Source organism: Candidatus Amarolinea dominans (genome assembly GCF_016704685.1).
In the GTDB taxonomy this organism is placed as follows: Bacteria; Chloroflexota; Anaerolineae; order SSC4; family Amarolineaceae; genus Amarolinea; species Amarolinea dominans.
The window spans coordinates 23,242-40,307 of the sequence record NZ_JADIZS010000016.1 but is presented as its reverse complement, the minus strand read 5'-3'; the positions used below and the strand labels follow the sequence as shown (position 1 = coordinate 40,307).

At 59.5% G+C, this 17,066-nt stretch carries 22 protein-coding genes and 2 pseudogenes; 22 read left to right on the top strand and 2 right to left on the bottom strand.

The window, feature by feature from the left end; all coding sequences use genetic code 11:
* Positions 1-115 precede the first annotated feature (115 nt).
* Positions 116-676 (bottom strand): elongation factor P, encoded by a 561-nt coding sequence (gene efp / locus IPF85_RS11940; protein ID WP_343408306.1) that lies wholly within the window; start codon positions 674-676, stop codon positions 116-118.
* A 180-nt stretch (positions 677-856) separates the two neighbouring features.
* On the opposite strand from efp, the gene IPF85_RS11935 reads away from it, so the two are divergent.
* Together IPF85_RS11935 and IPF85_RS11930 are read left to right on the top strand one after the other, a co-directional pair.
* A complete protein-coding gene (locus tag IPF85_RS11935; RefSeq protein ID WP_343408305.1) occupies positions 857-2,140 on the top strand; it encodes a S41 family peptidase in 1,284 nt (427 codons plus the stop codon).
* A 127-nt stretch (positions 2,141-2,267) separates the two neighbouring features.
* Positions 2,268-3,566: a zinc ribbon domain-containing protein gene (locus tag IPF85_RS11930; protein WP_343408304.1), complete on the top strand. Its 1,299-nt coding sequence runs from the start codon at positions 2,268-2,270 to the stop codon at positions 3,564-3,566.
* Between the two features lie 50 nt (positions 3,567-3,616).
* Here IPF85_RS11930 and IPF85_RS11925 read toward each other — a convergent pair whose 3' ends face one another.
* Positions 3,617-4,132: a hypothetical protein gene (locus IPF85_RS11925; RefSeq protein ID WP_343408303.1), complete on the bottom strand. Its 516-nt coding sequence runs from the start codon at positions 4,130-4,132 to the stop codon at positions 3,617-3,619.
* Between the two features lie 277 nt (positions 4,133-4,409).
* Here IPF85_RS11925 and rpsL point away from each other — a divergent pair, with 277 nt between their 5' ends.
* The 20 genes and pseudogenes from rpsL to rpsH all read left to right on the top strand — a co-directional run bounded on the left by rpsL (position 4,410) and on the right by rpsH (position 17,063).
* On the top strand, positions 4,410-4,880 hold the full coding sequence (rpsL, locus tag IPF85_RS11920; RefSeq protein WP_343408302.1) for a 30S ribosomal protein S12: 471 nt from the start codon (positions 4,410-4,412) through the stop codon (positions 4,878-4,880).
* Between the two features lie 87 nt (positions 4,881-4,967).
* Positions 4,968-5,438: a 30S ribosomal protein S7 gene (rpsG, locus tag IPF85_RS11915; protein ID WP_343408301.1), complete on the top strand. Its 471-nt coding sequence runs from the start codon at positions 4,968-4,970 to the stop codon at positions 5,436-5,438.
* A 153-nt stretch (positions 5,439-5,591) separates the two neighbouring features.
* The gene (fusA, locus tag IPF85_RS11910) at positions 5,592-7,661 is read left to right on the top strand and encodes an elongation factor G (RefSeq protein WP_343408300.1); all 2,070 of its coding nucleotides are present in this window, start codon (positions 5,592-5,594) and stop codon (positions 7,659-7,661) included.
* A 244-nt stretch (positions 7,662-7,905) separates the two neighbouring features.
* Positions 7,906-9,102, top strand: a pseudogene (gene tuf, locus IPF85_RS11905) (elongation factor Tu).
* Positions 9,103-9,180: 78 nt separating this feature from the next.
* Positions 9,181-9,489, top strand: a complete 309-nt coding sequence (gene rpsJ, locus IPF85_RS11900) for a 30S ribosomal protein S10 (RefSeq protein WP_343408299.1) — start codon at positions 9,181-9,183, stop codon at positions 9,487-9,489.
* 349 nt (positions 9,490-9,838) lie between these two features.
* Positions 9,839-10,477: a 50S ribosomal protein L3 gene (gene rplC / locus IPF85_RS11895; RefSeq protein ID WP_343408298.1), complete on the top strand. Its 639-nt coding sequence runs from the start codon at positions 9,839-9,841 to the stop codon at positions 10,475-10,477.
* Positions 10,478-10,495: 18 nt separating this feature from the next.
* Positions 10,496-11,122 carry a 50S ribosomal protein L4 gene (gene rplD, locus IPF85_RS11890; RefSeq protein ID WP_343408409.1) on the top strand — a complete coding sequence of 209 codons (627 nt, stop codon included), beginning with the start codon at positions 10,496-10,498 and terminating at the stop codon, positions 11,120-11,122.
* A 17-nt stretch (positions 11,123-11,139) separates the two neighbouring features.
* Positions 11,140-11,433: a 50S ribosomal protein L23 gene (gene rplW / locus IPF85_RS11885; RefSeq protein WP_343408297.1), complete on the top strand. Its 294-nt coding sequence runs from the start codon at positions 11,140-11,142 to the stop codon at positions 11,431-11,433.
* Positions 11,434-11,447: 14 nt separating this feature from the next.
* The gene (gene rplB / locus IPF85_RS11880; protein ID WP_343408296.1) at positions 11,448-12,290 is read left to right on the top strand and encodes a 50S ribosomal protein L2; all 843 of its coding nucleotides are present in this window, start codon (positions 11,448-11,450) and stop codon (positions 12,288-12,290) included.
* 23 nt (positions 12,291-12,313) lie between these two features.
* Positions 12,314-12,622 carry a 30S ribosomal protein S19 gene (gene rpsS, locus IPF85_RS11875; RefSeq protein ID WP_343408295.1) on the top strand — a complete coding sequence of 103 codons (309 nt, stop codon included), beginning with the start codon at positions 12,314-12,316 and terminating at the stop codon, positions 12,620-12,622.
* Positions 12,619-12,972: a 50S ribosomal protein L22 gene (rplV, locus tag IPF85_RS11870; RefSeq protein WP_343408294.1), complete on the top strand. Its 354-nt coding sequence runs from the start codon at positions 12,619-12,621 to the stop codon at positions 12,970-12,972. The genes rpsS and rplV overlap by 4 nt, the downstream gene beginning before the upstream one ends.
* A gap of 120 nt (positions 12,973-13,092) precedes the next feature.
* Entirely contained in the window at positions 13,093-13,767 is a 675-nt protein-coding gene (gene rpsC, locus IPF85_RS11865) for a 30S ribosomal protein S3 (RefSeq protein WP_343408293.1), read from the top strand.
* A gap of 51 nt (positions 13,768-13,818) precedes the next feature.
* Positions 13,819-14,292 carry a 50S ribosomal protein L16 gene (rplP, locus tag IPF85_RS11860; protein WP_343408292.1) on the top strand — a complete coding sequence of 158 codons (474 nt, stop codon included), beginning with the start codon at positions 13,819-13,821 and terminating at the stop codon, positions 14,290-14,292.
* Positions 14,293-14,308: 16 nt separating this feature from the next.
* On the top strand, positions 14,309-14,527 hold the full coding sequence (rpmC, locus tag IPF85_RS11855) for a 50S ribosomal protein L29 (protein ID WP_343408291.1): 219 nt from the start codon (positions 14,309-14,311) through the stop codon (positions 14,525-14,527).
* Positions 14,528-14,551: 24 nt separating this feature from the next.
* Positions 14,552-14,815 carry a 30S ribosomal protein S17 gene (gene rpsQ, locus IPF85_RS11850; RefSeq protein WP_343408290.1) on the top strand — a complete coding sequence of 88 codons (264 nt, stop codon included), beginning with the start codon at positions 14,552-14,554 and terminating at the stop codon, positions 14,813-14,815.
* A 99-nt stretch (positions 14,816-14,914) separates the two neighbouring features.
* Positions 14,915-15,283 carry a 50S ribosomal protein L14 gene (gene rplN / locus IPF85_RS11845; protein WP_343408289.1) on the top strand — a complete coding sequence of 123 codons (369 nt, stop codon included), beginning with the start codon at positions 14,915-14,917 and terminating at the stop codon, positions 15,281-15,283.
* Between the two features lie 59 nt (positions 15,284-15,342).
* Positions 15,343-15,686, top strand: a pseudogene (gene rplX / locus IPF85_RS11840) (50S ribosomal protein L24).
* Between the two features lie 26 nt (positions 15,687-15,712).
* The gene (rplE, locus tag IPF85_RS11835) at positions 15,713-16,264 is read left to right on the top strand and encodes a 50S ribosomal protein L5 (protein ID WP_343408288.1); all 552 of its coding nucleotides are present in this window, start codon (positions 15,713-15,715) and stop codon (positions 16,262-16,264) included.
* A gap of 76 nt (positions 16,265-16,340) precedes the next feature.
* The gene (locus IPF85_RS11830) at positions 16,341-16,523 is read left to right on the top strand and encodes a type Z 30S ribosomal protein S14 (RefSeq protein WP_343408287.1); all 183 of its coding nucleotides are present in this window, start codon (positions 16,341-16,343) and stop codon (positions 16,521-16,523) included.
* A gap of 144 nt (positions 16,524-16,667) precedes the next feature.
* On the top strand, positions 16,668-17,063 hold the full coding sequence (gene rpsH / locus IPF85_RS11825; protein ID WP_343408286.1) for a 30S ribosomal protein S8: 396 nt from the start codon (positions 16,668-16,670) through the stop codon (positions 17,061-17,063).
* Positions 17,064-17,066: the final 3 nt, after the last annotated feature.

Sequence of the window (17,066 nt, the reverse complement as noted above, 5' to 3'; positions counted from 1 at the left end):
CCCGGAGCCATCAAGCTCCGGGTGTTTTTTGTCCAAGCGGCGGGCTTCTGCGCAGAAGTAACTGCTCAGGCGGCCCCCCTGGGGGGGCTGGGTTCGCCCGTGGCCCCTTGCAGTCTTACTTCACGCGCTCAATGTAATCGCCCGTGCGGGTATCAATCTTGAGTGAATCGCCCTGGTTGACGAAAGAAGGCACGGTGATGATGCCCCCGGTTTCTAACGTTGCTGCCTTAGTCACGTTGGTCGCTGTGTCGCCACGAATCGCATTCATGGTCTCCGCCACCTTCAAGACGACGAAGGTTGGCAAGTCCACACTGAGCAAATTTTCGCCTTCCATCACCACGAAAGCTGAATCGTTCTCGCGTAGAAAGCGTGCCTTATCACCCATCATGGCCTTCGTCACCATAATCTGTTCGAATGTCTCTGGGTCCATGAACACGAAGTCATCGCCGTCGCGGTAGCTTAACTGCATCGCGCGGCGGTCCACACGCACCAGGTCAATCTCGGAGCCGGCGCGTACCCGGTCTTCGACCACGCGACCGGTTTTCAAGCTCTTCAGGCGCAGACGCACAAAGGCGCGCCAGTTGCCGGGGTTGATGTGCTGGTATTCGATCACTTCGCACAGATCGTCGTTATAGCGAATGATGTTGCCTGTTTTCAAATCAGATGTTGTTGCCATGTCTCTCTTTGTCCCTATGTGACTCCGGGCGCCTGCTCACGGTCTGGGCGCCGCGCTCGTGCTAACATTTTGGCCTGACATTATCGCACGAGAAAGAAAGATGGGCAAAAAGAGGCCTTTCACGCGTTGCCAACCGTTGGGTTCTTGACCCGCGCGACAGAGGGAGTTCCAAAAAAAACAATGACCAATCAACGTCCCAGTCTGCCTGGCTGTTTGCTGGCCGTGGCAGCCTTCTTCATTCTGTTTGCCGTGATTGCCCCCACCAGCTTTCTCGTCGGCGCCATGCTGGAGCGCAACGGCACGCTGCCCGGCTCCACCGCCGACCAGATCAACGAAGGGCCGCCTCAATACCAAATCCTGTGGCAGGCACGCGAGATCATTCAGAACCATTACGTGGACCGCACCGCGATCGAGGAGCAACGCCTGGCCTATGGGGCCATCTCCGGCATGGTGGAAGCCCTCGGTGATACCGGGCACAGCCGCTTCCTCAGCCCGGAGATGATGCAAGCCGAAAGTCAGGCCCTGTCCGGTGATTTCGAGGGCATCGGCGCCGAATTGACCACCAAGGATGGCATGCCCGTGGTGGTGTCACCGATGGAGAATTCACCGGCCGAGCGGGCCGGTATACGTGCTGGCGATGTCATCGTCGCAGTGGATGGTGAAGACACCACCGGGATGGCGCTGAGCAACATCATCCAGCGCGTGCGGGGGCCGAAGGGCACGACGGTGGTTCTCTCCGTTTTGCATGAGGGCGACAACCAGGTGACGGACATCCCGATCGTCCGCGCCAAGATTCCGTTGATCAACGTCTCGGCCCACATGATTCCGGGGACGCAGGTGTTGCTTGTGCGCATCGGCTCGTTTAGCGAGCGGGTCAGCGATGATCTGAAGACGGCGCTGCAACAGGGCAAAGTGGATGGCGCACAAAAAATCATTCTTGACCTGCGCAACAGCCCCGGTGGTTTGTTGGATGAAGCCATCGCCGTCGCCAGTCAATTCTTGGGCGATGGCCTGGTGATGCAGGAACAGGACGCACAAGGCAACCGCAAACCGTTGGCGGTCAAGCCCGGCGGCGTGGCCCTCGATATGCCGCTCGTGGTGCTGATCAACCAGGGCACGGCCAGCGCGGCCGAAATTGTCAGCGGCGCCCTGCAAGACCAGGGTCGCGGCCAGTTGATCGGTCAGACCACCTTCGGCACGGGCACGGTGCTCAATCAGTTCGAGTTGGATGATGGCTCTGCGCTGCTGCTGGCCACACGCCAATGGCTAACGCCCAACGGCCGCGTCATTTGGCACCAGGGCATCGAGCCGGACATCACCGTGGTGTTGCCGATGGATGTCATGCTCATCACCCCCTCCCGCTTGCGGACGATGACGCCTGAGGAATTCCAGGCGGCCCAGGACGTTCAACTGCAAAGGGCGCTCGAAACCCTGGACAAGGCGCCCAACACCGCCCACCGCTAACTTTGTTTTTCGAGACACCCGGTTTCCCGCAGAAACCGGGTGTCTGTTCTGGTGCGTGTTCAGATTTGCAGGTTGCCGCAGGGTAGTGCATACTGAGTGCCCATATGCCTTGTGCAGGAGGAAAGCTATGCAGTGTCCAATGTGTCAAGCAGAGATCGAGGACGGGAGCGGAGAATGCCCTGAATGTACGCAGGCGTTGTGTCCGGCGTGCGGCGCGGCGGTCAGTGCGGAGGATGACGCGTGTCCGGTGTGTGGCGTGGAATTCATGCTGACCTGCCCCAACTGCGGCGCCGAAGTAGAGCCGGATGCCCTGGCCTGCCCGCAGTGTGCTACGGAATTCACCTTCCCGTGCCCATCGTGCGGCGTACCGGTATTCGAAGGCAGTGACACTTGTCCGGCCTGTGATGCTGATCTGTGTCCGGACTGCGGCGCCCTGCTGCCAGAGGATGCGCTGCAATGCCCCCGTTGCGGGCTGGAGTTCGATCTCGCTTGCTCTGCCTGTGGCGCCCAGATTGCGGCGGGAACTCGTCTGTGTCCCACCTGCGGCGCTTCGCTGATGGAAGACGCCGATCCTTCATTCTCGAACTCTGCAAACTCCACGAACCTGGCCCCTGCGCTCTCGGATGTTCCGGGAATTTTCGGCAGTCGCACGGCAGTAGAATCCGGGCCGGGGATCAGCGCGATGTTTGAGCCGCCCACAGGCCGCTGCCCGCACTGCGGGGCGGATGTGTTCCTGGAACAGGGAAGCTGCCTGGCATGTGGGCAGCCGTTTTGCCCGCGCTGCGGCGCCACTGTGGGCGAGGCCGACGGCCTATGCGAGGCCTGTGGCTTGCTGTTGGAGTTTGCCTGCCCGGATTGTGCCTTTACGTTGCTGACCCAGGCCAGCGAGTGCCCCAACTGCGGACGTTCATTTGTGCGGGTGTGCCCGCGCTGTAACGCCCGCGTGTTTGGCGAGGTGACGGCGTGCGACGCTTGCGGCCAGGCGTTCGACCTGGCTGGGCGGCCGAGTGGTGAGGTTTTTGGCGTGGGCGGGGTGCTCGTCATGGTGCGCTGTCCCACCTGTCGGGCCGAATTTCCCCTGGCCCGGGGCTTCTGCCAGGCCTGCAGGCATCGTATTTGTACCCGCTGTGCCCTGGTTCTGGTGCATGAAGAAAACGCCTGTCCGCGCTGCGGACAGGTGGCCGCGCCTGCGCCCACCTTTGCCTGCCCACAGTGCGCCACCCGCTTGCCGGCGGGCAGCAGTGAATGTGGCGTCTGCGGCGTCAGCCTGTGTCCGCAGTGCCAGCATGTGGTGGACGCAGATGCCACACGCTGTTTTGCCTGTGGCGCGCACTTTTCCCTGACCTGCGATCATTGTGGTGGTGAGGTAAGTGCCGCTGACGTGACCTGCCCACATTGCGGCGAGCGCTTCGAAGAAGAGGTGTGAGGCGAGCTGACTGGGCCGCGGTACGGCACTTCCGGTCTGGCGGGGGCAAGTCACGTGACCGTGCGTGAGCGCCGCACCGGGGCCGCCACGTATAGGATGCTGCCCAGGGTGCCGAGGATCGTAGCCACCACGATGGTGAGGAGCGCGACCAGCGCTGCCAGTACGAAGATGCCGCTGGTGCTGAAAACATCGGCCGGCGCCAGGCCCAGCGAAAGCACCAGGTCGGAAATGGAGGGGGGCAGTTGCGCCAGAATGGCCTCACTGCCGCCGGTCAAGGGCAGCGCCACCGGCACCGTAGCCAGACCTATCACGCCATCGGCCAGGCCTGTGATCAGGCCGGCCAGAAAGCCAGCCTGTGCGCTGCGCTGCATGGCGCTGCGCGGCATGAAGGCTTGTGGGCGGCTGCGCAGTTGCAGATGGGCCGCCAGCATGCCGACGCCCAGGTACAAGAAAAGGCTGACCGGCATGATCAGACAGCCAAAGAAGGGAATCAAGGCGAGCAACGAGAAAACGATGCTCGCGGCTGCTCCCAAGAAACCGGCGCGAATGCCGGGGTGACGTGTCACGGCAAGCTCCCCATGTGTTATTGTGGGGCCGATTATACCATGTTCTGACACGCAGCTTGAAATCGGCCATGCGAACGTAACGGGCAAATTTGACCAGTCACAAATCTGTGGTTATAATGCGCCCTATGATAGGGCTGACGATACAACGTCGGCCCTTTTTCCCGCCTCGCTCCCGTTCCGCTGCGTGCGGACGATGGGAATGGCGCCGGTAAAGGCCTCAGGCCTGGCGCGCGGGCGGTTTTGTGTTGCCTGAGGCCAGTCATCGCGGAGGAAGAAATTGCCTACCATCAATCAGTTGGTCCGTAAGGGCCGCCTGCCCCAGAAGGCCAAAGAAAAGGCGCCGGCGCTGCGTTTTTCATACAACGCGTTGAGCGGCCGGACACAGCGTATCAAGACTGGCAACCCCTTCAAGCGGGGCGTGTGTACGCAGGTCCGTACGACTACACCGAAGAAACCGAATTCGGCGCTGCGCAAAATCGCTCGTGTACGCTTGACGAACGGTATCGAAGTCACAGCCTATATTCCAGGTGAGGGTCATCGCTTGCAGGAACACTCGGTTGTGTTGGTGCGGGGCGGTCGCGTCAAGGACCTGCCCGGCGTGCGCTACCACATCGTGCGTGGGGCGCTAGACACCACCGGCGTCGAGAACCGTAAGCGTGGTCGTTCCAAGTATGGCTCCAAGCGCCCGAAGGCCGGTCAGGCTGTCAAGGGCAAGAAACCAGCCACCCCGGCCAAGGGCAAGAAGTAACGAGAATGACGGCTGTGGAGCGGCATGGTTGCCTTGTTGTTGGAGGCAGTTGCCGCCCTGTACCCGGAATCTCCTGCGGAGGTTTGTATGTCAAGACGAAATCGAGCCGAGCTTCGACCGATTATTCCAGATAGCCGCTATAGTAACGAAACACTGACGCGGTTGATCAATCGCATCATGCAGCGTGGCAAGAAGAGCGTGGCCGAACGCATTGTCTATTCGGCGCTCGACATCATCGAGGGTAAGACCAAGAAAGCGCCGATGGACACCTTTGAATCTGCGATGCGCAACGTGACGCCGACGCTTGAAGTCAAGCCACGGCGTGTGGGTGGCGCAACCTACCAGGTGCCGGTGGAGATCGAGCCAGAGCGCCGCGGCGCGTTGGCCATGCGCTGGCTGGTGCAGGCGGCGCGCAATCGCCCGGGCCGCACCATGGCCGAAAGGTTGGCCAGCGAGCTGCTCGATGCAGCATCCAACCAGGGCAATGCGATCAAGAAGAAGGAAGATACGCATAAGATGGCAGAGGCCAATCGGGCCTTTGCACACTATCGTTGGTAATTTTTCGTCCGTAAAACGCCGCCGCCCTTGTGGGGGGAGCGCCTGGAGACGGATCAATTGGATTGACCGTCGTTCGTGGAAGCGTGTTTATTTCGAGACGAAGGGCAGAGAGCCATTCTTTGCCCTTCGTCCTTGTCTCAAGGATCAGCAGCCATGGCCCGTGAATTTTCGCTAGAACGTATCCGCAACATCGGCATTATTGCCCACATTGATGCGGGCAAGACAACGACAACCGAGCGCGTGCTTTTTTACTCAGGACGCACCTATCGCCTGGGCAATGTGGACGAAGGCACCACCGTCACCGACTGGATGGAGCAGGAAAAGGAGCGCGGGATCACCATCACCGCTGCGGCCATTACCACCTCCTGGCGTGATTATCAGATCAACCTGATTGACACGCCGGGCCACATTGACTTTACGGCTGAAGTGCAGCGCTCATTGCGTGTACTCGATGGCGGCGTGGTGGTGTTCGACGCCGTGGCCGGCGTGGAGCCACAATCGGAGACGGTTTGGCGCCAGGCGAATCGTTATGGCGTGCCGCGCATCTGCTTGGTCAATAAGATGGACCGCATCGGCGCCGACTTCTGGCGCACGATTGACATGATCCGCACGCGCCTGGGAGCCAAGCCTATACCGATACAGATTCCGATCGGTGTGCAGGATACGTTCAAGGGCGCCGTGGATCTGATGGAGATGCAGGCGGTTGTTTTCACCGACGAGCTGGGTGCTTCACCCCAGATCGGTGAGATTCCGGCCAGCATGCAGGCCGAGGCCAAAGAATGGCGCGACAAACTGATCGAGGCCATTGCCGAGACCGATGAAGATCTGACGCTGAAGTTCCTGGAAGGCGAAGAGATCACCACGGCGGAGCTGCGTCCGGCGTTACGCCGGGCGACATTGGCCAGCCAACTGGTGCCGGTTTTATGTGGCAGTTCATTGCGCAACAAGGGCGTGCAGCCTTTGTTGGACGCGGTGGTGGACTATTTGCCCTCTCCCCTCGACATTCCGGCGGTGCATGGTGTGGACCCCGATACCAATGCTGACAAGATTCGCCCCACCAATGACGCGACGCCTCTGTCGGCGTTGGTGTTCAAGATTGTGGCCGATCCCTATGTCGGGCGCCTGGCCTATGTGCGCGTCTACTCCGGTGTGCTCAACGCCGGCAGCGGGGTGATCAATTCAACCAAGGGGCGCAAGGAACGCATCGGCCGCCTGATGCGCATGCGTGCCAATCAGCGCGAAGACCTGACCGACATCTCGGCTGGCGACATTGGCGCCATCATCGGCCTGAAACAGACCTTTACCGGGGACACGTTGTGCGATCCTGGCGACCAGGTGATTCTTGAAAATATCTCCTTCCCTGAGCCGGTGATCATGATCGCCATCGAGCCGAAGACCAAGGCTGACCAGGACAAGATGTCTATGGCGCTGCAACGCCTGGCCGAAGAAGACCCGACCTTCAAGGTGAAGGTGGATGAGCAGACCAGCCAGACCCTGATTGCGGGTATGGGCGAGTTGCACCTGGAAGTTCTGGTAGACCGCATGTTACGCGAGTTCCGCGTGCAGGCCAAGGTGGGACGACCGCAGGTTGCCTACCGCGAGACGATTACGAAGAAGGTGAAGATTCAGGGCCGTTTCATACGCCAGAGCGGTGGCCGCGGTCAGTATGGCGATGTGTGGCTGGAACTTGAGCCGCTGGCGCCAGGCGAAGGCTTCTTGTTCGAGGACAAGACGGTGGGCGGCGTGGTGCCGCGCGAGTACATCTCCTCCATTCAGTCTGGTATCAAGGAAGCGATGGAGAACGGCATCATCGGCGGGTTCCCGCTGATTGACATGGTTGCACGGCTGGTGGACGGTTCCTATCACGAAGTTGACTCGTCGGAATTGGCCTTCAAGATTGCCGCTTCCATGGCCCTGAAGGACGGCGCGCTGAAGGCCGGGCCGGTTCTGCTGGAACCGATCATGAAGGTAGAAGTGGTGACACCTGAGGATTACGTGGGCGATGTGATCGGCGACCTGAGTTCACGGCGTGGGCAGATTGATGGCATCGAGATGCACTCCACCGGCACGCAGGCGGTGCGCGCGTTCATCCCGTTGGCCGCCATGTTTGGCTATGCCACCGATCTGCGTTCGCGAACGCAGGGGCGTGGTGTGTTCACCCAGGAGTTCGATCATTACCAGCCGGTATCTGCGGAGCAGACGCAGAAGCTGCTCAACCGGTGAGGCACGCACACCTGGGTGCGTAGGCCAGTGGCTTGGCATGCGGGCGGTCTGTGCATTTTCTCACCGCCTGGCCTGAGGTATTTGCCAAGATCATTGTTCTACGTATAATAGTTAGGTTTGCGTGGCAAGATTCAAACAGGTATCAAACGAGAAAAACAGTGAATTTGCGACCTGGAGTGCGCAGCGCGACTCTTGATGTCGTTGTTGGTGAGTGATTGGTGAGTGAAAGGAGTCATTCGGAGCTATGGCAAAGGCAGTATTTCAGCGAACGAAGCCGCACATCAACGTGGGGACGATTGGTCATATTGACCATGGGAAGACGAGTTTGACGGCGGCAATCACGAAGGTGTTGGCGCTCAAGGGATGGGCGGATTTTCGTGCATTTGATTCGATTGACAATGCGCCGGAAGAGAAGGCGCGCGGCATCACGATTGCGATTGCGCACGTTGAATACCAGACAGCGAAGCGGCACTATGCGCACGTAGATTGTCCGGGACATGCGGACTACATCAAGAACATGATCACGGGTGCGGCACAGATGGACGGTGCGATCCTGGTGGTAGCGGCGCCGGATGGGCCGATGCCACAGACGCGGAGCACATCTTGCTGGCGCGGCAGGTGGAAGTACCGGCGATGGTGGTGTTCCTGAACAAGTGCGACATGATGGACGACGAGGAACTGCTGGAGTTGGTGGAGTTGGAGTTACGGGAGTTGCTGACGAGCCAGCATTTTCCTGGGGACGACATTCCGATCGTGCGTGGCAGTGCGTTGCAGGTATTGGAATCGAGTTCGAAGGATCCGAATGCGCCGGAGTACAAGTGCATTTGGGACTTGATGCGAGTGGTGGACGAGTACATACCGACGCCGGTGCGTGAGACGGAGAAGCCGTTCCTGATGCCGGTGGAAGATGTGTTTGCGATCAAGGGTCGGGGCACGGTGGTGACGGGACGTATCGAGCGTGGCACAGTCAAGGTGGGCGAAGAGATCGAGATTGTGGGATTGCGAGATACGCGCAAGACGATCGTGACTGGCGTCGAGATGTTCAAGAAGATTCTGGAACGGCGAGGCGGGGGACAACGTGGGTTGTCTGCTGCGGGGGATCACGCGCACCGATGTGGAGCGCGGGCAGGTATTGGCCAAGCCGGGTTCGATCAAGCCGCACATGGAGTTCATGGGCGAGGTGTACGTGTTGCGGAAGGAAGAGGGCGGACGGCACACGCCGTTCTTCAACGGGTACCGGCCGCAGTTCTACATTCGGACGATGGACGTAACCGGGACGTGCGATTTGCCGGAAGGGCTGGAGATGGTCATGCCGGGCGACAACGTGAACCTGAAGATCAAGCTGATCGTACCGGTCGGGTTGGAAGTGGGGTCGCGGTTTGCCATCCGTGAGGGTGGCCGCACCGTTGGCGCCGGCGTCATCACCAAGATGATGAACTAACATCCGCAACAAGGATGCAAACAAGAGAGAAGCGCCAGGGGCCTTCTCTCTTGTCCAATTCTTGACCCAGGGGGAAGCATGGCGAAGCAACGAATCCGCATCAAACTCAAGGCGTATGACCATCGGGTTCTAGATAGCTCGGCGGCACAGATTGTGGATGTGGCAGAGCAGACCGGCGCGAATGTTGTTGGTCCTGTACCGCTGCCGACGCGCATCGAGAAGTTTACCGTCAATCGTTCGCCGTTCATTGACAAAGATTCGCGCGAACAGTTTGAAATTCGCACGCACAAGCGTTTGATTGATGTGATTGATCCGGGCCAGAAGACGATTGACAAGTTGATGCACTTGAATCTTCCGGCAGGTGTTGATATCGAAATAAAGCTGTAAACCAAAAAAGAACATAAACGACGCGACGAACCAAGCTATCTCGTCGCTGTGTCTGTACCGTCCACTGCCTGACGAGCGACGGTACGGGGGACGACTAGTCTGTCAGCCCAAGCTGCCATGAACGGTCCCACCATGTGAACGCCATCAAAAGCGAATGGAAAGCCATTCGCCGCGTGGCGCAACTGGAGGGTACCTGGCCGCTGACAGGTACCCTCCAGTTGTTTATGGAAGGCCATCGTAGCCCGGGATAACCGGGGCCAGGAGCCGGGATGACCAATCAAAGGAGGATGGGAAGCTGGGGATGATGCGGCGGAGTCAGGCCGTTGGCAGTCCTTACTTCCAGGACCGTATGAAGGGCATTATTGGAAGAAAGATCGGTATGATGCAGGTTTTCACCGAAAAGGGCCAGGTGGTCCCGGTGACCGTCATCGAAGCTGGGCCGTGCTACGTGATCCAGATGCGCACGCTGGAAAAAGATGGTTATGTTTCGGTGCAGCTCGGCTTCGACGAGGTGAAACCCAGGCGTCTGACGAAGGGCGAGCTCGGTCATCTGAGCACGAAAAAATTGCTGCCGTTGCGCACCCTGCGCGAGTTTCGCGCCTATCGCAACGACAAGATCGAGTGGCAGGTTGGTCAGAAGATCACCGCCGACGTGTTTGCGGCGGGTGATGTGGTGGACGTGACCGGTGTGTCCAAGGGTCGTGGGTTTCAGGGCGGAATGCGGCGCCACGGTTTCCATGGCGGCCCCAAGACGCACGGCCAGTCGGATCGCCAGCGATCGCCCGGCTCCATCGGCGCCGGCACGTCGCCTGGTCGTGTCGAGAAGGGCACCCGCATGGCGGGGCACATGGGCGCGGCACGGGTGACGGTCAGCAACTTGCGTGTTGTCAAGGTGGACGCCGAGCGTAACCTGTTGTTGGTGCGTGGGGCAGTGCCAGGCGCCAAAAATGGCCTGCTGTATATCCGGGCAGCGCGCAAAGCGGGTTGATGGGCACCGGAGGGAAGAATCATGCAAGTACCAGTTCATAACATCAGTGGCGAAGTGGTCGGGCAGATTGAACTGCGCGACGATATCTTTGCAGCGCCGGTGAATCGTTCCGCGATGCACCAGGCGTTCATCCGCCAGCTTGCCAATGCTCACCTGGGCACCCATGACACCAAGACGCGTGCCGAGGTCAAGGGTGGCGGCAAGAAGCCGTGGCGGCAGAAGGGCACGGGCCGTGCGCGTCAGGGCAGCACCCGTGCGCCGCACTGGCGGCATGGCGGCGTTGCTTTTGGGCCTAAGCCGCGCACCTACACGCAGGACATGCCGCGCAAGATGCGGCGCCTGGCGATGCGCTCGGCGCTGACAGTCAAGGCCGCGGCACAGCAGATCGTGGTGGTCGAGGAGTTTGCCCTGGACGCGCCCAGGACAAAAACAATTGTGCAGTTCCTCAACAAGGTTGATATCAAGCGGAGCGCGCTCATTTTGTTGTCTGAACGCAATGAGACCATGGAGTTGTCCGCGCGTAATCTTCCCAATGTGAAGACCCTGCGCGCCGGCTATCTCAATGTGCGCGACCTGCTGGGGTACGAAACTCTGGTGTTGCCGTTGGCGGCGCTTGAGCAGATCGAATCTTTCCTGGCGGACTGAGTCGGAGGGAATTAGCGATGCATATCTATGAAGTTCTCAAGCGGCCGTTGATTTCGGAAAAAACGATGGCTATGCGTGAACTGTCCAACCATTATGCGTTCGAAGTGGACCGCCGCGCCAATCGCCACCAGGTGAAAGATGCAGTGGAAGCGGTTTTTCCGAACGTGAAAGTCTTGGATGTGCGCATCACCAACATGCCGGCCAAGCACAAGCGTGCCGCCCGTCGCCAAGTAGTGCGCCATATCGCCTGGAAAAAGGCCTATGTCACGCTGGCACCTGGGGGGACGATCCAGGTGTTCGAAGGCGTGTAAGAGGAGCTTAAGCGATGGGAATCAAGATCTATCGGCCCACCTCAGCGGGCCGGCGCGGCATGAGCGTTGCGACCTTCACGGAACTTACGCCGAAGACGCAGCCTGAGCGCTCACTGCTCACCGGTATGCGAAAGCGCGGTGGGCGAAACCAGCAGGGCCGGATAACGGTACGCCACCAGGGCGGTGGGCACAAGCAGCGCTACCGCTTGATTGACTTTCGGCGCGACAAGGTTGGCGTGCCCGCTCGTGTCGAGAGCATCGAGTATGACCCTAACCGGACGGCGCGTATTGCCAAACTGGTGTATGCCGATGGCGAGAAGCGCTATATCCTGGCGCCCCTGGGGGTGCAGGTTAATGACAAGTTGATGTCCGGGCCAGATGCCGAGGTGCGCAGTGGTAATGCCCTGCCGATCGCCAATCTTCCGCTCGGTTCTGTGATCCATAACATCGAGCTGCAGCCGGGCCGCGGCGGCCAATTGGTGCGCTCTGCGGGCGTATCGGCGCAGTTGCTGGCCAGAGACGGCGACTATGCCCAGGTGCGTTTGCCCTCCGGCGAGGTGCGTCTGATCAGCGTGCAGTGCATGGCGACGCTTGGCCAGGTTGGCAACACCGACCATGCCAACATCAATTGGGGCAAGGCTGGGCGCCTGCGCTGGCGTGGTCATATGCCGCAGGTGCGTGGTATCGCTATGGATCCCAGTTCTCACCCGCACGGTGGTGGTGAAGGCCGTTCGCCGATTGGTATGCCCGGGCCAAAGACGCCATGGGGCAAGCCGGCCCTCGGCTACAAGACGCGCAGGAACAAACGCACGGCCAGCATGATCGTGCGCCGGCGTAGCGCGGGTCGTCTGAAGTAAGCGAGGGTGAGGAGGATTTACCTGTGTCACGTTCATTGAAAAAGGGACCGTTTGTAGACCCGAAGCTGCTGAAGAAGATCGAGATGATGAATCGCCGGGGTGAGAAGCGCGTGCTGAAGACCTGGTCACGCGACTCAACGATCTTCCCGCAGTTCGTGGGCCATACCATGGCCGTGCATGACGGCAGGCGCCATGTGCCGATTTACGTCACCGAGAATATGGTGGGCCACAAGCTGGGCGAGTTTGCGCCGACGCGCTTCTTCCGTGGTCATGCGGCCAGGGAAAAACCGACGAAGGTGGCAACGAAGGCGCCAGGAGGGAAGCAAGCATGAGTGACGTCGTAACCGTGAGAGCGACCACCAAACATGTGGGTCTGTCGGCGCAAAAGGTACGCCTGGTAGTTGACCAGGTGCGTGGCCGTCGGGCGACTGAGGCCTTGGCCTTCCTGGCGGTGATGCCGCAAGCGGCAGCCAAGCCGGTGGCAGCCACGATCAAGTCTGCCATGGCCAACGCCGAGGAGAACCTGGGCTTGGACCAGGAAAATATGGTCGTGAGCGCCATTTGGGCCGACGTGGGTTCGACGCGCAAATGGCGACGTTTCGGCGCACGTGGTCGCTTCAAGCCGCTTCTGCGCCGCAGTTCTCATATCTGCGTGGTGTTGGCGGAAGTAGAGAACGCGTAAGTCGGCGGAAACATTGCACACGAACTGTCGGCTGGACGGCAGGGATTTCATGATAGCTGGGGCGCGGGCCGCCGACTGTGGCAGCCGAGGGCCGGGAAAACCCAGGATACGGAGGACGCATTGGGTCGCAAGGTTCATCCAATTGGTTTTAGATTAGGGATCATTCGTGATCATCAGACCCGCTGGTTTGCATCGGGTCAGCGATATGTGCAGCAATTACAAGAGGATCGCGCCATCCGCCAGATGGTGATGAAATTAATTACGGGCGCCGGCATCTCGTTGCTCGAAATCGAGCGCTTCCCGAACCAGGTGTCCTTGCGTGTGCATACGGCCAAGCCAGGCATCATTATCGGACGCAAGGGCGCCAATGTCAACGATCTGCGCACCAAGCTGCAGACTATGACCGGAAAGAAGGTCAAGATTGACATCGAGGAAATCGAGCGGCCGGAGTTGGACGCCTACCTGGTGAGCCAGAGCGTTGCCGAGCAACTGGAGAAGCGCATTTCGTACAAGCGTGCCATGAAGCAGGCGGTGACGCGTGCCATGCGGCTGGGCGCCAAGGGTATCATGATCACATGCAGCGGTCGTCTGGCCGGATCAGAAATGGCCCGTCGCGACTCGGTGCGTGACGGCCAGATTCCACGGCACACCCTGCGTGCGAACATTGACTACTCCTTTTCCGAAGCGTTGACGACTTTCGGCCGCATTGGAATCAAGGTTTGGATTTACAAGGGCGAAGTTCTGCCTGGCATGGCGCGCCCGAGTGAAACCAAGCCTGTGCAGACGATGGAGTAAGCCAGCGCGTGGCGGCGCCCGCAGGCCGTGGAATTTAGGAGCAAATAAACGATGTTAATGCCGAAGCGTGTAAAGTATCGAAAAATGCACCGTGGCCATATGCGCGGGACGGCTGGCCGGGGCAACCAGGTTGCCTTTGGTGAGTACGGCATGCAGGCCCTTGAACCGTGCTGGATGACCAGCCGCCAGATCGAAGCGGCTCGTCGCACGATCGTGCGCTTCATTCGTCGCGGTGGTAAGTTGTGGATTCGTGTCTTCCCGGACAAACCGGTGACCAAGAAGCCTGCCGAGACCCGCATGGGTAGCGGTAAGGGGCCGGTAGATCACTGGGTGGCGGTTGTGCGTCCGGGACTGATGCTGTTCGAGTTGGCCGGTGTGACGGAAGAGGCGGCAAAAGAGGCTTTCCAGTTGGCATCCTTCAAGCTGTCTATCAGGACGCAGATCGTGTCGCGTGCCGCAGAGTCAGCCGCGCCGGAAGTGGCGGGCGAGGCGATGGGCGCCGTAGCGACGGGCGCCGCGGCGTAGTAAAGAGGAGCCCAAGATGGTGTCAAGAGAAATTCGTACGCTGACAACCGATGAAGTTGGCGTCAAGCTGGATGCCTCCTATCAGGAGTTGTTCAATCTGCGCTTTCAGATGTCAACCGGCCAGATGAAGAACACCAGCCGCCTGACGGTGGTGAAGCGTGACATTGCCCGGTTGAAGACTATTCTGCGTGAGCGTGAATTGGAAGCCTGGTATGCTGCAGGGAGCGTGGCCTGAAAGCCGACGTCGGAGGAAAGAATTATGCGTGAACAGCGTAAGATATTGGTTGGCCGCGTGGCCAGCAACAAGATGGACAAAACCGTGGTCGTGACGGTGGAACGTGTGCGCCGTCACGCGCTGTACGGCAAGGTCATCAAGATCACCCGGCGCTTCATGGCGCACGATGAGAATAACACCTGCCAGATAGGTGACATGGTGCATATCCTGGAATCTCAACCGCTGAGCCGCCACAAGCGTTGGGTGGTTACCGAGATTCTGAATCGCTCGAACCAGGAAGTGGTTTGATTCGTTTTCCGCAACCGTGCCGCACGTGCGGCCTGGTCGCATGACTGGGCGGGGCTGTGATACGCGACGGTTCGGTGATTCACACAGAAGGAGACAACAATGATTCAACAGGAAAGCCGGTTGGTTGTTGCAGACAATACAGGCGCCAAAGAAATCCTGTGCATTCGTGTCAAGGGTGGCTCCACGCGCCGCTATGCTTCGGTGGGTGACATTATTGTCGCCTCGGTCAAACAGGCTGCGCCCAATGGCTCGGTCAAGAAAGGCGATGTGGTACGCGCCGTGGTCGTGCGCACCGCACGCGGGTACGGCCGCTCTGACGGTTCACATATCAAATTCGATGATAATGCGGCGGTCATCATTGATGAAGCGAAGAACCCCAAGGGGACGCGCATCTTTGGCCCGGTGGCCCGTGAGCTGCGCGAGCGAGGCTTCATGAAGATCGTGTCCCTGGCTCCGGAAACGCTTTAAGACGTGGTGTCAACAGCCAAAGCCAGTGGAAGTGAGCGAGTAACGAGGAGAGCCGGGTTATGAAGATTAGAAAAGGCGACACGGTTGAAGTCATTCGAGGCGAACATCGGGGGCGCGTGGCAAGGTCAATACGGTGCTGCTGGGCAGGGATAAGTTGGGGCACAGAGATCCAAATGATGTCCGCGTGGTAGTGGCAGGCGTCAACCTGATCATCAAACACCAACGGCGCACCGGCAATGTACGCACCCAGGTCGGCCGCATTGAGCGCGAGGCGCCAATTCACGTTTCCAATGTGATGCTCGTTTCGCCCAAGTCGAATGAGCCGGTACGCGTCGGCTCGATGGTGGGCGCCGATGGCCGTAAGGTGCGTCGCGAAGCGGGCACCGACGAAGCCATTGATTGATGATGGCGAAAGAGACGGAGTAAACGATGAACGCACAACCAAAACTTAAGGTGCGCTATCACAATGACATTATCAAGGCCATGCGCGAGGATTTTGGCTACAAGAATGTCAATGAAGTGCCGCGGATCGAAAAGATCGTCGTGAATATCGGGATGGGCGAGGCACTACAAAATGCCAAGGCCCTGGAAGCGGCCGCGGGCGACCTGGCGACGATCACTGGACAGAAACCGGTGATCACCAAGGCCCGGCGCTCGATTGCGACGTTCAAACTGCGTGAGGGCAACGCGATTGGCGTGAAGGTGACGCTGCGTGGCACTCGCATGTACGAATTCATGGACAGACTGTGCAATATCGCGCTGGCGCGTCAGCGTGACTTTCGCGGTGTGTCACCCGACGCTTTCGATGGCCGTGGCAACTATAGCCTGGGACTGCGTGAGCAGCTGATCTGGCCGGAAATTGATTACGACAAGGTTGACCGTGTACGTGGGATGGAAATCACCGTCGTGACGACGGCCAAGACGGACGATGAGGGGCGCCGACTGTTGCAGTTGTTCGGTATGCCATTTCGCTCGCAGTAGTATCCCTGGCAGACCGCGCGAAGGCGGGTTGGACGGGGTCGGCGGTCGGGAAGACCGGTGAGGACGAGGAGAAACTGTGGCCAAAAAGTCAATTGTCATTAAGGAAGCACATCGTAAGTATGCTGTGCGCGTGCGCAATCGGTGTAAGATGTGCGGGCGCCCGCGTGCCTACATGCGCCGTTTTGGTCTGTGCCGTATCTGTTTTCGCCAAGAGGCTTTGGTGGGACGGTTGCCGGGCGTGGTGAAGTCGAGCTGGTAAAAACCGCCGCCGCCGTTGGGCTGGTCGGAGCAATACCAGGCGCCGCGCCGGCGCCTCTGTGTGGGTTCAGGGAAGCCATATTAGTGAGTGGGGCCACCAGGAGTGTTGAGTCACTTACCAGTGTGCCCTCGGGAGTGAAAGACGATGGTTAATGATCCGATTGCGGATATGTTGACACGCATTCGCAATGCGCTGATGGCTCGGCATCGCCAAGTGCTGATCCCCAGCTCGAAGATGAAAGTTGCGGTTGCCCGCCTTCTCAAGGAAGAGGGCTTCATTCAGCACTATGATGTGACGCGCGACCGCCCGCAGCCGATGCTGCGCATCATTCTGAAATATGACAAGAACCGCAAACCGGTACTCTCGGGCCTGAAGCGGGTGAGCAAGCCGGGCTGCCGTGTCTATACACCGTACCGCGAAATCCCGTGGGTGCTGAGTGGGATGGGTGTTGCCATCTTGACAACCCCGCGCGGCATGATGACTGACCGCCAGGCACGACGTGCCCATTTGGGCGGCGAAGTGTTGTGCTACGTTTGGTAGCCG